The sequence below is a fragment of the Rhodococcus sp. MEB041 genome (assembly GCF_030208955.1).
In the GTDB taxonomy this organism is placed as follows: domain Bacteria; phylum Actinomycetota; class Actinomycetes; order Mycobacteriales; family Mycobacteriaceae; genus Rhodococcoides.
The window spans coordinates 1-12,722 of sequence record NZ_JARVSZ010000011.1 but is presented as its reverse complement, the minus strand read 5'-3'; the positions used below and the strand labels follow the sequence as shown (position 1 = coordinate 12,722).

Below are 12,722 nucleotides of genomic sequence, written 5' to 3'. Positions count from 1 at the left end.
GACGATGATCGCGGACGCGGGAATGAATACCGGTTTGCGTATTCCGCGCCAGGCGGATCGTACTGAATTCACTTGTTCACATCCTGAGAAATAGACGATCGGTCAGTCGATCATGGCGGTGAGGCCGGGGTGGACGCGAATCCGCTACGTCCGGACCAGTCGGTCGACCCGCTCGATCGCGGCGGTGAGCGCCCGCGGGCATTCGTGTTCCGGGAGGTGACCGCAGTCGTCGAGCACCGTCGTGTCCCGACCGGTGATCTCCCACACCTGGTCGTCCAGTCGACGGTGGTCGAGCACCGGATCACACGATCCCGCCACCACTTCGAGCGGCACCGCGCGGCTCCACTCCGCGAGCCGCCGCTCCGAGATGTGGCGATCCGCGCGCGTTCCGGCGCAATGTGTCGACACCAGAAGTCGCCATTCCACCAGGTCGTCGTCCGGACGGAAATGCTGTCCGCAGAGTGCGGCCACCGCCCTGGAGGTGCTGTGCGCTGACGTGCGGCGTCGCAGGAACCGCCCATCGGGGCGAGAGACCGGGACGATGCCTTCGGGACGGACCAGCACCATCGCGCCGACCGACGATCGGCAGGTGGCGGAGAGGGCCGCCGCGGCGCCGCTCCCGATGCCCAGCAGAACCGGCCGCGGGCCGCCGATCTGCGTCAGGGTGTCCTCCAGCCAGCGACCGTAGTCGGCCGAGGCCCGGCCCCGGCGCGGGCGCACCCCCGAACTGAGCCCGGGCTGGCCGGGCATGTCGGCGACATGCACCGTGGCGTCGGGCATCGCATCGATCAGCGGCGTCAGAAGTGCCGCGCAAGACAGCTCGCCGGGCACCACCACGACGGTGCGCTGCGCGTCGGGTCGAACGACGGACGTGACGACGGTCGAGCCGAGCGAGGTGTCGATCCGGCGAACGGTGTGCGGCGTGGACCAGTCGGCGAGTCTGCGTCGGCACCATTCCTGCACGGCGTCTCGGCCTGCTGTGGTCCGGTACGTGCCCGTGTCGACGGCGAGCATCATGTCGAGGTGCCTCTTCCTGCTGGACGTCGTTCGGGGTCGCGGAAGCGACCGCCGACCAGACTTCCCGGCACACCGTGGGAGGACACTACTCGTGCGGTCGGCGGGTTGCCACTCGGCGACAGAGGTCCCGCGGAAGGACACGCGCCGGGCGTGCTCGACCGGCATGATCGGGCAATGGCGACGACCAGGCACCACCGCATCGACTACATCGAGCTGTCGGTCACCGACCTGACGGTCGCTCGGGCCTTCTACGCGGGTGCCTTCGGATGGACGTTCGTCGACTACGGCCCGACGTACGCCGGCATCGTGGGAGCCGACGGCGCCGAGGCCGGTGGACTGGCCGTGGTCGAGACCCCCGCGCCGGCGGGAGGACCACTCGTGCTGCTCTACTCCGACGACCTGGACGCATCGGCCGAGGCGGTCGAGGAGGCTGGCGGATCGGTGGTGTCCGGCCCCTACGACTTCCCGGGTGGACGACGCTTCCACTTCGCCGATCCGAGCGGCACCGTGCTGGGTGTGTGGGCGGCGTCCTGAACCACGCGATGACGACAGTGGAATCGAGACCCCGGATTCCGGGGTCGGGAGTACACGATCAGCGGGCTGCTTCAGTCGACCAGGACCCCAGCAGTCGCAGTCGATCCGCGCTCGGGGATCCGGGCTCCGCTGTGTAGACCATGAGTACGGAACCGGGGTCCGCGGTGATCACCAGTTCCTCGTAGGCGAGGTGGACCTCGCCGACGACGGGATGGTGGAAGCGTTTGGTCCCGGCGCCGTGAGTGCGGACGTCGTGTGCTCCCCACAGCCTGCGAAAGGTCTCGTCGCGTGTGGACAGTTCGCCGACGAGGTCCTGCAGGCCCTTGTCGTGTGGGTCCCGGCCGGCCTCCGCACGCATGATGGAGACGCACATCTGCGCGAACAGGTCCCAGTCGGGATAGAACTCCCGCGACATCGGATCGAGGAACTGGAACCGAGCCAGGTTGGGCACCCGGCCGCCGTCACCGATGACGGGCGCGTAGAACGCTTTTCCCAGTTCGTTGGTGGCCAGCAGATCCTGCCGTCGATTGCGTACGAAGGCGACGCCGTCGGTGATGGAGTCGAGTGCCCACTGCAGGCTGATGCGAGGTGGGGTGATGCGCTCCGCCCTGCGACGGGGGCGTCCCGACGTGGGGACACCGTCGGCCGCGCGAGCCAGATCGAGCAGATGCGCATGTTCGGTGTCGGTGAGCTGCAGGGCGCGCGAGAGCGCGTCGAGCACCGACGACGATGCGCCGCCGATGGCGCCGCGCTCGATGCGGGCGTAGTACTCGACCGACAGGCCGGCCAGCGACGCCACCTCGCTGCGACGCAGGCCGGCCACCCGACGGGTACCACTGGTCGTGATGCCCGCTGCCTCCGGTGTCAACCTCGCGCGGCGGGTCATGAGGAACTCGCGAACCTCGGCCTTGGTGTCCATGAATTCAGCGTAGGACGACCGGAGGCGATGAGGGAGGCCCTGTCATGACACCCCTCGCGCGGTCAGGCCAGCGTCGCCGTGTCGATGACGAACCGGTAGCGAACATCGGAGGCGAGCACGCGTTCCCACGCGTCATTGATCTTGTCTGCGGAGATGACCTCGATCTCGGCTCCGAGACGATGCTCGGCGCAGAAGTCGAGCATCTCCTGAGTCTCCGCGATCGAGCCGATGGCGGATCCTGCGAAGGTACGGCGGTGCGGGATGAGCGAGAAGACCTGCAGGGGGAGTGGTTCCGCCGGCGCGCCGACGTTGACCATGGCACCGTCGACGGCCAACAGCGACAGATGTGCGTTCAGATCGATCGACGCGCTGACGGTGTTGATGATCAGGTCGAACGTGGAGGCGAGCTCGGTGAACGTGTCCGGATCGCCGGTGGCGAAGTAGTGGTCCGCGCCGAGACGTAGTCCGTCTTCCTGCTTCGCCAGCGACTGCGACAGGACCGTGACCTCGGCTCCCATGGCGTGCGCGAGCTTCACGGCCATGTGCCCGAGTCCACCCATCCCCACGACGGCGACCTTCTTGCCGGGTCCTGCGCCCCAGTGGCGGAGCGGTGAGTACGTGGTGATGCCGGCGCACAGCAGCGGCGCCGCAGCGTCGAGCTCGATGCCCTCGGGGATCGTGACGACGAAGTGCTCGGTGACGACGACCTGCTGCGAGTAGCCACCCTGAGTGACCGTGCCGTCGCGGTCGGTGCTGCCGTAGGTCTGAATGTTGCCGACGAGGCAGTACTGTTCCAATCCCTTGACGCACTGGGCGCACTCGCCGCACGAGCCGACCATGCAGCCGACGCCGACGCGGTCGCCGACCGCGTGCTTCGTGACCTCGGAGCCGATCTCGGCCACGATTCCCGCGATCTCGTGGCCGACGACGAGGGGGTACGGAACCGGGCCCCATTCGCCGCGGGCGGTGTGGATGTCGGAGTGGCAGATTCCGGCGAACGCGATGTCGATCCGGACGTCGTGAGGTCCGACATCGCGGCGGTCGATGGTGTAGGGAGACAGTGGCTCGTCTGCTGCGGTGGCGGCGTACGCCTTCACGGGAGTGGTCATGTCTCCAGTCGACACCCGCATCGGCGGTCGAGGGAGTCCCTGACGAAGGGTGTACCCGCAGGGCACCTCTCGTCGAGACGGTCAGTCCAGAGGTGCTGCGAACGTGCGGAATTCGCCGCGCTCGGTGTGCATGGTCCACAATAGTTCCGCGAGCGCGTCCGGTTCGTGCGACGGCTCACCCGCGCCGATGCCCCGCGGAATGATCAGCTGGCCGACGTGCAGCCCCTCCGGTGCGAGTGCGTCGTGCAGCAGTTGGGCGTAGGCACTCTCGCCGGCGAAGGCGACTGAGGTCCCGGCGACGGTCGCGCCGGGACGAACTGCACTGCCTCCGTTCACGAACAGCACGGTGCCGCGTCCCAGCGACCGCATTCCCGGCAGTGCCCAGTTCACCGCGGTGACGGGTCCGTAGATGGAGAACTCGACCGGACCGACGAGATCGGCCACGCGTGTCTCGAGGACCGGCTTCATGAATTCCCTTGCCGGGACAGGGCTGTACTGCAGCACCTCGATCGGTCCGAGTCGCTCGGCCGCCGAGTCCAGCGCGGTGGTCAGGGACTCGGGGTTCCGGACGTCGGCCGCGAAGCCCGCGGCCGTGATCCCGGCATCGCCCAGCGAGTCGGCGATGCGGTCGACATTGCCCTGCTCTCGTGAGATCAGGGCGACCGAGAACCCCACGCGGCCGAAGCGGCGAGCGACGGCGGCTCCGAGTCCCTCACCCGCACCGATGATGGCGATCGTGGTCATGGTCGTTGCTCCTCTGATCGAGTGGAAGTCAGGACACCAGTGCGTCGTGCTGCCGGGTGGTGCCGGCGCGGTGGCCGTGTCCGGGCCTGGCCATGATCACGAGGGTAGCCAGCGGAACGAGCAGCGCGGCGGCGAACGCTGCGCCGACGACCGGGATCGAGGCCGGGCCGAACACGCCGATGGCCCGCGCGGTGACCGCACTCCCCATCGCGGTGCCGAGGTTGAACATGGACGTGCACAGCGACGTGGCCAGGGTGGGTGCACCCTCGGCGAACCTGAGGGCCATCGACATGAGGACCGGGTTCATACCGAGACCGGCGAGACCGGCGATCGCGAGAAGTGCGATCGACGGTGCGGCGTGGCCCGACACCGCGCCGAGCAGGGCGAGTGCCGCCACGACGGCCATGCCCCCGCTCAGAGCAGTCCCGTACGGCGCGCGGCCTGCGAGCCGGCCACTGCCGAGTGTGCCGGTGACGGCACCGACGCCGAAGATCGCGAGACCCACCGGGAGGAGTTCGGCGGACAGGCCCGCACGCTCCGTCAGCAGCGGGGCGATGAACGAGTAGGTGGACATCACGGCCGAGGTGACGAGGACGCAGGCAGCCATGACCACCCACAGGCGCCGCGACATCAGCGCCGCCGTCTGCTCTCGCAGCGGGACGGTGGTCGAGGCGGAGCGACCGCCGGGAACGATGCGAGCGACGGGAACGGTCGCGAGCAGCGCCAGCCCGGCGAGGATCCAGAACGGGCCGCGCCACCCGACGAGCTGACCGGCGACGGACCCGAGGGGCACGCCGATGACGGTCGCCAGGATGCCGCCGCTGAGGACCATGCCGATGGCACGCGCGGCGTCGTCCGGGCCGGACACTCGAGCACCGACGGACGCTGCGATCGACCAGAACGCCCCCGTCACCAGCGCGGTCACGAAGCGGGCGACGAGGACGACGGAGAGCTCGTCGGTGAGTGCCACGACGACATGTCCGGCGGCGAACACGGCGAGCGAGAGCAGCAGCGTCGTGCGCTCGGGAACTCGCAGCACCGCCACCGCCACCGCCGGCGTGGCGATCATGCCGATCGCGAATGCCGTGACCAGGAGACCCGCCTCGGAGATCCCGATGGCCAGGTCGCCGGCGATGTCGGGCAGCAACCCGGCCACGACGAACTCGGACGTGCCCATGAGGAACGTGCCCATCGCCAGGACGGAGACGAGGAAAGGCAGCGGTCGACGTTCGGTGGTGGAAGGCATGGTCGTCGACGCTATCGACGTCCCCGCGGCGCAACGAGACCCTGACAGGGAACCTCTCGCGCCCGAGCCACCTGTGTGCAGTGATCCGCGGATACCGCGGATCACCGCACACGAGTCAGCGCTCGAGCACCGTGCTTCCCACTCGAACCCCACCTTGTGATGATTTCATCAGAAAGTCTTGACGGGCGATCCGATCATGAGTGATGATAGGATCATCTACTTCAGGAGCGGCCATGACGATCGATCACGCGCACCGAACTCGCGACGTCGACGGGCATCAGGGGATGCACGTCGATCAGGGTGCGTTGCCGGGTGAGCATCCCGGTCGTGCGATGAACCCGGTGATCAAGGTCCAGGACATCGCCTGGCTCGAGTTCCGCAAGCCCGACCTGGACCGCGCGCAGACGTTCGCGGAAGCATTCGGCTTCGGAGTCACCGTGCGGACCGATGACGAGTTGCATCTGCGCGGGCTGGCTGACGGAGCGCCGTGCGTCATCATCCGCAAGGGGCGCCGGACGTCCTACGTCGGTGCAGCGTTCCGTGCCGCCGAGTCCGCCGACGTGCTGCGCCTCGCCCGCGCGACGGGTCATCGCGTCGAGCGGCTGCCCGAGTCGATCGGGGGGATCGGGGTGACCGTGACGGATCCGAGCGGCCAGCCGGTGCGGGTGGTCGCCGATCTCGACGACGGTCGCCCACTGCCGGGTCAACGCACCCACGACTACAACTTCGGGGCGCTCGACGACGCGGGAATCACGCGCACCAATGCCACGCAGCGGCCACCGCACGAGCCCGCCCTCGTGGAACGGCTCGGTCACGTGGTGCTGCAGCGCACGCGCTATCTGGAGAACCTGACCTGGTATCTCGAACACCTGGGGCTGATCGTCAGCGACTTCCTCTACTACGACGGGCAACGTCACCGCGGACCGGTCATGAGTTTCATCCGCTGCGACCGGGGGTCCGAACCGACCGACCACCACACGCTCGCGATGACGCTGGGGCCGTCGGACCGCTACGTCCACTCGGCGTACCAGGTGTGCGATCTCGACGCCATCGGTGCGGGGAGTCGCTATCTCACCGAGCGCGGCTACCGGCACTCGTGGGGGATCGGTCGGCACATCCAGGGCAGTCAGATCTTCGACTACTGGCGCGACCCGGACGGCTTCCTCGTCGAGCACTTCAGCGACGGAGACCGCTTCGACGCCACGCTCGAACCTGGCTGGGCGCCGATGACGGCGTCCGGTCTCGCGCAGTGGGGACCACCCGCGAGCAAGGACTTCCTGGGGATCGCACCGAACAAGCGGTCCCTGTCGGAACTGCGATCGATCCTCACCGGACTGCGCAGCGACAACGAATTCGACTCCGAACGCCTTCTCGGCCTGATGAAAGTAGCCTCGACATGAGCATCGCCGTTCTCCGCACCGCCGACGGATGGTGGGTGCAGACCCGCGAGGGTGCCGTTCGGGTGGACACCACAGCGACCACCACCGCGGACCTGCTCGCAGACCGGTCGGCCGTCGATGCTGCCGCTGCCGGTGGCGAGACCGTCCCCGTGGCATCGCTCGAGCTAGTCTCGCCCGTCACCGCGCCGTGTCGAGTGGTGGCACAGATGACCAATTACGTGTCGCACGTGAAGGATTCCGGTATGAATCCGGAGACGGTGCCACTGACCTTCTTCCGGAAGTCGTCGGGGTCGATCAGCGGACCGACCGCCGACATCGTCCGGCCGCCCCATGTCACCCTGCTCGACTACGAGGTGGAGATCGGGCTCGTGGTGGGGACGACCCTTCCCGTCGGATCGACGATCGACGACACGACGGTCGCCCGCCACATCGCGGCACTGGTGATCACCAACGACGTGTCGGCCCGCGACGTCCAGCTGCCCAAGACCCAGTTCTACGAGGCGAAGTCGTACCCGACCTTCACCCCCGTCGGCCCCGTCCTCCTTGTTCTCGAGGACGGCGACCTCGATCGTTTCGAGCAACTGCGGTTGATGCTGCGCGTCAACGGGGAGATCCGGCAGAACAGTACGGTGCGAGACATGATCTACCGACCCACGGAAGCGCTGCGGACCCTGACGGGGTTCCAGCGCGTCGACCCGGGCGACCTGATCCTGACCGGCACTCCGGGAGGCACGGCCCTGAAGGCGCCACCGAAGCCCATCGAGATCATCGGCGCTCTGCTGCCGCCGGCCGTGAAGTGGAAGACCTTCTTCAAGCGTCAGGCGAGCAACCCGGCCTACCTGCAGGACGGTGACGTCGTGGAGGTGACCATCGCCACCGACGACGCGATGCTCGACCTGGGGATGCAGCGCACGACGGTGCGGTACGCGTGACGCACCACCCGGCCGTCGTCGTCGGCGCGGGACCCACCGGAATGGTGGCAGCCTCACTGCTCGGTCGGCACGGCATCGAGTGCCTCGTACTCGACCGGTGGGAGGACATCTTCCCGCAGCCGCGTGCCGTCCACCTCGACGACGAGGTCCACCGCATCCTCGGTGACCTCGGCGTCGCGGAGGCGTTCACCGAGATCTCCCGCCCCGGACGCGGCCTGCGCCTGGTGGACCCCGCCATGGACACCATCGCCGAGTTCGAGCGTGATCCCGATTCCCGTCCCCACGGCTTCCCTCCGGCCAACATGTTCGACCAACCGGAGCTCGAGCGCATCCTGCGATCGGCGATGACGCGGAATCCTCACGTGCAGTTTCGCGGCGGCGTGGAGATCACCGACGTGGCCACGATGAGGGACCACGTGCAGGTGATCGTCCAGGACGTCGCCACGGGCGAACGCAGCGCCGTCACGGCGGACGTGGTGCTCGGGTGCGACGGTGCGAACAGCGCGGTGCGGGCCGCGCTCGGAACGACGATGCGGACTCTCGCGCCCGAACAGCGGTGGCTGGTGGTCGACGCGTCGAGTCCCGTCGACCCCGGCCTGTGGGACGGGGTGCATCAGCTGTGCGATCCGCACCGCGCGGGCACGTTCATGCGCATCGGCGAGACTCGCTATCGGTGGGAATTCGAACTTCTCGAACACGAGACCGTCGACGACTTCCCGGATCTGGATGCACTCGCACCGCTGCTCGACCCGTGGCTGCGCCGAGCATCGCGCACCGATCTCGAGCTCGTCCGGGTCACCGAGTACACGTTCCGGGCCCAGCTCGCAGACCGGTGGCGTGATCGACGGGTGTTCCTGCTGGGCGACGCGGCGCATCTGACACCGCCGTTCATCGGCCAGGGGATGGGCGCCGGTCTGCGCGACGCCTACAACCTGACCTGGAAGGTGGCCGGGGTGCTGGGCGGATCTTTGCCCGAGGCTGCTCTCGACAGCTACGAGCAGGAACGAATACCGCACGCGCGCGCCATGATCCGCCAGGCAGTCGCCGTCGGATGGGCCATGAACGGCGGCGGTGAGAGGGTCGCGGGTCTGCGTCGCCGGGTGTTCCCGGTGGTGACACGTGTTCCCGGACTGAGTTCCGTCGTCACGGACAGCGCGACTCCGCGTCTGCACCCGTCGATGTTCGTGCGACGTGGATCGATGTCGCCGCGCCGGCTCGAGGGAACGCTGTGCCCCAACGCGCCGACCGAGCGCGGTGTTCGCTTCGATGCCGTGGCACCGTACCGGTTCACAGTGGTCACCACCGTGAAACCCGAACCAGCGCAACGTCAGGAGATCGCCCGCCGCGGCGCGGAGGTCCTTCTGGTCAGCCCCGGCTCCGACCACGGCAGATGGTTACGCCGCGGACGGGTGTCCGCCGCTCTGGTCCGCCCCGACCGGACGGTGATGGCGACAGCGCGGTCACTGTCCGCACTCCACACCCTTGTACCGCCGTCGCCGAGCCCGTTGCCCCCGAACACGATCGGACGCGCCGATGAGAACTGACACGGCACTTCCTCGCTACACCGAGGACATCTACTCCACCGCGGCCATTCTCGATCCGTACCCGCACTACGCGGAGATGCGGGCTCTGGGTCCGGTGGTGTGGCTGACTCGCCAGAAGGTTCACGCGATCACGCGCTACGCGGAATGCAAGTCCACGCTGCTCGACGACGGCACGTTCGTCTCCGGCGACGGTGTCGCGCTGAATCCCGTCGCCAACAGACTCGGTCGTGGAACGACGCTCAACAGTGACGGCGACGAGCACGCGTTGAAGCGATCCGTGCTCGCACATCGTCTCACTCCGAAGGCCGTCCGGAAGATGGCGTCGGCGGTGCAGGACAAGGCCGAGCAGATCGTCGACGCGGCGCTGACGCAGCAGTGCATCGACGGAGTCGACGACCTGGCCACCGCGCTCCCGACGTCGATCGTTCCCGATCTCGTCGGGTGGCCGGAAGAAGGCCGTGACGACCTGCTGCGCTGGGCCGGAGCGACATTCGATGCGCTCGGTCCCCTGAACCGGCACGCGGTGACGGCGACCCGAGCAGCGTCGGAGATGATGGCCTACTCCCGTCGGGTGGTCCGTGAACGCTCGGTGCTGCCGGGCAGCATGGGTGCGGACGTTCTCGCCGCGGCCGACGAGGGGCGCATCGAGAGATCGCAGTGCCCGGCGTTGATGATCGACTACCTCGGACCGTCGCTGGACACGACCATCGGCGCCATCTCCGGCGCACTGCACCTGTTCGCGACCCATCCGGACCAGTGGCAGGCGGTCCGCGAGGATCCGTCCCTGATTCCCAACGCGGTCAACGAGGTCGTGCGATACGAGTCGCCGATCCGTGCGTTCTCCCGCAGGGCGGTGCGCCAGGAGACCATCGGCGACGCGATCATTCCTCGGGGCGCGCGAGTGCTGGTGCTCTACGCGTCGGCGAACCGTGACCCCCGCGAGTGGCACGACCCGGACTCCTTCGACATCACCCGCGATGCGTCCCGTCAACTCGGCTTCGGATCGGGCGTGCACGGATGCGCGGGTCAGGGGCTCGCTCGTCTCGAGGCGTCCACGATGCTGCGAGTGCTGGCCGAGCGCGTCGAGCGCATCGAACTCACGGGCACACCGTCGCGTGCGGTGAACAACGTCATCCACCGATTCGACCGCCTCCCACTGAGGTTGGTCGCAGCAGAGAGGAGATCGTCATGATCGTCGATGTCGACTGGGATCGATGCGAGGGACACGGCATCTGCGCAGAGCAGGCGCCGGAGGTGTTCAGCCTCGACGACGAGGGCGAGCTGCACCATGCCTACGACGGCGCGGACGTCCCGGACGAGTTGGTGCCCGGTGCTCGATCCGCCGTGAGTGTCTGTCCGGTCGCGGCGCTGCGTGAGCGCGCGTGAGCGGTGCCGCACGCCGGGTGGTGATCGTCGGTGATTCCATCGCCGGATGTACCGCCGCACGTGAACTCCGAGCGCTGGGTCACGACGGTCCGATCACCATGATCGGATGCGATCCCGACGGCTGCTATGCCCGGCCGCCGCTGTCCAAACGCGTTCTCGCGGAGGGCATCGGTGCGTCCGATGTCTGGGACCTGTCCGATCTCGACCTGACCGCCGTCACCGCGCTGGCGACCGGAGTCGATGTCGGGCGACGACTGATCACTCTCGCGGAGGGTGACGACGTTCCGTACGACGCTCTCATCGTGGCGACGGGGGCGGACGCTCGCAGACTGGCTGCACCCGACCAGAGCGGTGAGCTGGTGGTGCGCAGCCTTGCCGATGCTCGTCTGCTGCGGGAGCGGCTGGAGAATGCGACGTCCGCGATCGTGGTCGGCGCAGGGTTCCTGGGGATGGAAGTGGTGAGTGCCTGTGCGGCACGCGATGTTCCGGTCACGGTCATCGACGTGGATCCGCCGTTGCAGCGGATACTCGGCCCGTTCCTGTCCGAGGCGATCACCGCACGGGCGGCTGCACGCTCGGTCGACGTCCGCCGGGTGGACCGGCCCGTCGAGTTGATCGGCGATCCGGTGGGTGGGGTCCGGATCGACGGCATCGAGTCGACGGCCGATCTCGTGGTCAGCTGTGTCGGTGAGGTCCCCGGCACGCACTGGCTCGACGGCAGCGGGATCGGTGACGGCGGCGGCGTGGACATCGACGACCGCTGTGCGACCGCGGTGCCGGGAGTGTTCGCTGCGGGAGACGTCACTCGTGGCTCGGACGAGAACGGCCGGGTTCGCCGTACCCCGTTCTGGTCCACTGCGATCGCGCAGGGCAGGGTCGCCGCGGCATCGGTGTTGGATGTGCCGGCCCGGTGCGCACCGACGGACGACTACTTCTGGACCGAGGTACTGGGATTGTCCATCAAGGTCGTCGGTCCGCTGCCTCTCGTCGGTGCACCCACCGTGTTGGAGGGATCGGTGAAGGACGGCTCGGCTCTCCTCGAGTGGACGCACGACGACGGTCGCAGGACCGTCGTGGCCTACGGGATGAAGAAGGCTGTCGGGTTGTTGCGACGCATGGTGTCGTGATCACCGATGCGGCACTGCGCGAACGAGAGTCGCGCAGTGCCGCATCGGTGAACTGTCAGATCACTTCCCGAGTTCGCCGAACGTGGCGTCGATGTCGGCCATCTCCATCTCTGCGGTCTGCTGGATCAGCTCCATGAGCTCCGGATCGAGCCCGGGTGCGAACTCCTCCGGTCGCTCGGGCGCGATGTCGAGGGGTGCACCCGCCGGCGCCTGTTCGCTCGCGTCGAGATCCGTTCCGTCCTTCGACGGCGACATGCCCTGGTAGATACGGCCCGCCTCGGACGCGCCGGTGAGGTCGAAGGTGTACTGCTTGCTCTGCAGGCCCATCTCCACGAGCTTCTTCACCTCGGGGAACTGCTCGGCGTTCGTCTTCGGAATGGGCAGCGTCTTCTTCCAGTCGACACCCAGTGTCTCGAGTGCCTTCGCGTAGCCGTTCTCGTGCGCCTGGTCCCGAACGATGAGGTAGGAGATGGTGGACCGGGCGGTCTTGTTGTCCGTCATCTCGTACATGCGGCACTTCTGCAGGCGGCCCGTCGATTCGAGCATCAGGTTGTACAGCAGATCGAGCACGAGGTTGCCCGAGTTGTAGACGTAACTGCCGCTCCACGGGTTGCCCACCGAGTCGACGGGCATCGCGCCCTGAGCACCGACGAGGTAGTGGTGGATGTTGCCCTCGGACAGGGCGATGTTCAGCGGCACGGCGCCGCCCGCGCCCGGTGTGTCGAGCGGATCGTTCTGCTTGCCCTGGTATCGCGGCGACCCGT

At 68.0% G+C, this 12,722-nt stretch carries 13 protein-coding genes; 7 read left to right on the top strand and 6 right to left on the bottom strand.

All coding sequences use genetic code 11. From position 1 onward, the window contains the following. Positions 1–144 precede the first annotated feature (144 nt). Positions 145–1,017, bottom strand: a complete 873-nt coding sequence (locus QRN16_RS21065; protein WP_285189754.1) for an alpha/beta fold hydrolase — start codon at positions 1,015–1,017, stop codon at positions 145–147. A 174-nt stretch (positions 1,018–1,191) separates the two neighbouring features. On the opposite strand from QRN16_RS21065, the gene QRN16_RS21060 reads away from it, so the two are divergent. Beyond that, a complete protein-coding gene (locus QRN16_RS21060; RefSeq protein WP_285189751.1) occupies positions 1,192–1,551 on the top strand; it encodes a VOC family protein in 360 nt (119 codons plus the stop codon). A 58-nt stretch (positions 1,552–1,609) separates the two neighbouring features. Here QRN16_RS21060 and QRN16_RS21055 read toward each other — a convergent pair whose 3' ends face one another. The 4 genes from QRN16_RS21055 to QRN16_RS21040 form a co-directional block, all read right to left on the bottom strand. Next, a complete protein-coding gene (locus tag QRN16_RS21055; RefSeq protein WP_285189749.1) occupies positions 1,610–2,470 on the bottom strand; it encodes a helix-turn-helix transcriptional regulator in 861 nt (286 codons plus the stop codon). Positions 2,471–2,532: 62 nt separating this feature from the next. After that, on the bottom strand, positions 2,533–3,579 hold the full coding sequence (locus QRN16_RS21050; protein ID WP_285189747.1) for an NAD(P)-dependent alcohol dehydrogenase: 1,047 nt from the start codon (positions 3,577–3,579) through the stop codon (positions 2,533–2,535). An 81-nt stretch (positions 3,580–3,660) separates the two neighbouring features. Beyond that, on the bottom strand, positions 3,661–4,323 hold the full coding sequence (locus QRN16_RS21045; RefSeq protein ID WP_285189744.1) for an SDR family NAD(P)-dependent oxidoreductase: 663 nt from the start codon (positions 4,321–4,323) through the stop codon (positions 3,661–3,663). 28 nt (positions 4,324–4,351) lie between these two features. Continuing rightward, the gene (locus QRN16_RS21040) at positions 4,352–5,569 is read right to left on the bottom strand and encodes an MFS transporter (RefSeq protein WP_285189742.1); all 1,218 of its coding nucleotides are present in this window, start codon (positions 5,567–5,569) and stop codon (positions 4,352–4,354) included. A 233-nt stretch (positions 5,570–5,802) separates the two neighbouring features. Between QRN16_RS21040 and QRN16_RS21035 the strand changes: the two genes are divergently transcribed. The 6 genes from QRN16_RS21035 to QRN16_RS21010 are packed head-to-tail and all read left to right on the top strand — an operon-like array spanning position 5,803 to position 11,958. After that, a complete protein-coding gene (locus QRN16_RS21035) occupies positions 5,803–6,969 on the top strand; it encodes a VOC family protein (RefSeq protein WP_285189740.1) in 1,167 nt (388 codons plus the stop codon). Then, positions 6,966–7,901 carry a fumarylacetoacetate hydrolase family protein gene (locus QRN16_RS21030; RefSeq protein ID WP_285189738.1) on the top strand — a complete coding sequence of 312 codons (936 nt, stop codon included), beginning with the start codon at positions 6,966–6,968 and terminating at the stop codon, positions 7,899–7,901. Before QRN16_RS21035 ends, QRN16_RS21030 begins: the two co-directional genes overlap by 4 nt. After that, positions 7,898–9,445, top strand: coding sequence for a bifunctional 3-(3-hydroxy-phenyl)propionate/3-hydroxycinnamic acid hydroxylase MhpA (gene mhpA / locus QRN16_RS21025; RefSeq protein ID WP_285189736.1), 1,548 nt, complete (start codon positions 7,898–7,900; stop codon positions 9,443–9,445). The genes QRN16_RS21030 and mhpA overlap by 4 nt, the downstream gene beginning before the upstream one ends. Next, on the top strand, positions 9,435–10,637 hold the full coding sequence (locus tag QRN16_RS21020) for a cytochrome P450 (protein ID WP_285189734.1): 1,203 nt from the start codon (positions 9,435–9,437) through the stop codon (positions 10,635–10,637). Before mhpA ends, QRN16_RS21020 begins: the two co-directional genes overlap by 11 nt. Beyond that, positions 10,634–10,831 carry a ferredoxin gene (locus tag QRN16_RS21015; RefSeq protein ID WP_027504376.1) on the top strand — a complete coding sequence of 66 codons (198 nt, stop codon included), beginning with the start codon at positions 10,634–10,636 and terminating at the stop codon, positions 10,829–10,831. Before QRN16_RS21020 ends, QRN16_RS21015 begins: the two co-directional genes overlap by 4 nt. Further along, complete coding sequence (locus QRN16_RS21010; protein ID WP_285189731.1) at positions 10,828–11,958, top strand: NAD(P)/FAD-dependent oxidoreductase; 1,131 nt, start codon at positions 10,828–10,830, stop codon at positions 11,956–11,958. The genes QRN16_RS21015 and QRN16_RS21010 overlap by 4 nt, the downstream gene beginning before the upstream one ends. A 60-nt stretch (positions 11,959–12,018) precedes the next feature. Here QRN16_RS21010 and QRN16_RS21005 read toward each other — a convergent pair. Continuing rightward, on the bottom strand, positions 12,019–12,722 hold a 704-nt coding region (locus QRN16_RS21005; protein ID WP_285189729.1), incomplete at its 5' end, for a manganese catalase family protein.

What these genes read in the sequence shown, in the direction of transcription:
- QRN16_RS21030 (WP_285189738.1), top strand. Translation starts at nt 6,966, where the DNA reads ATGAGCATCGCCGTTCTCCGCACCGCCGACGGATGGTGGGTGCAGACC.
- QRN16_RS21060 (WP_285189751.1), top strand. Translation starts at nt 1,192, where the DNA reads ATGGCGACGACCAGGCACCACCGCATCGACTACATCGAGCTGTCGGTC.
- QRN16_RS21050 (WP_285189747.1), bottom strand. Translation starts at nt 3,579, where the DNA reads ATGACCACTCCCGTGAAGGCGTACGCCGCCACCGCAGCAGACGAGCCA.
- QRN16_RS21040 (WP_285189742.1), bottom strand. Translation starts at nt 5,569, where the DNA reads ATGCCTTCCACCACCGAACGTCGACCGCTGCCTTTCCTCGTCTCCGTC.
- QRN16_RS21055 (WP_285189749.1), bottom strand. Translation starts at nt 2,470, where the DNA reads ATGGACACCAAGGCCGAGGTTCGCGAGTTCCTCATGACCCGCCGCGCG.
- QRN16_RS21020 (WP_285189734.1), top strand. Translation starts at nt 9,435, where the DNA reads ATGAGAACTGACACGGCACTTCCTCGCTACACCGAGGACATCTACTCC.
- QRN16_RS21015 (WP_027504376.1), top strand. Translation starts at nt 10,634, where the DNA reads ATGATCGTCGATGTCGACTGGGATCGATGCGAGGGACACGGCATCTGC.
- QRN16_RS21045 (WP_285189744.1), bottom strand. Translation starts at nt 4,323, where the DNA reads ATGACCACGATCGCCATCATCGGTGCGGGTGAGGGACTCGGAGCCGCC.
- QRN16_RS21035 (WP_285189740.1), top strand. Translation starts at nt 5,803, where the DNA reads ATGACGATCGATCACGCGCACCGAACTCGCGACGTCGACGGGCATCAG.
- QRN16_RS21065 (WP_285189754.1), bottom strand. Translation starts at nt 1,017, where the DNA reads ATGATGCTCGCCGTCGACACGGGCACGTACCGGACCACAGCAGGCCGA.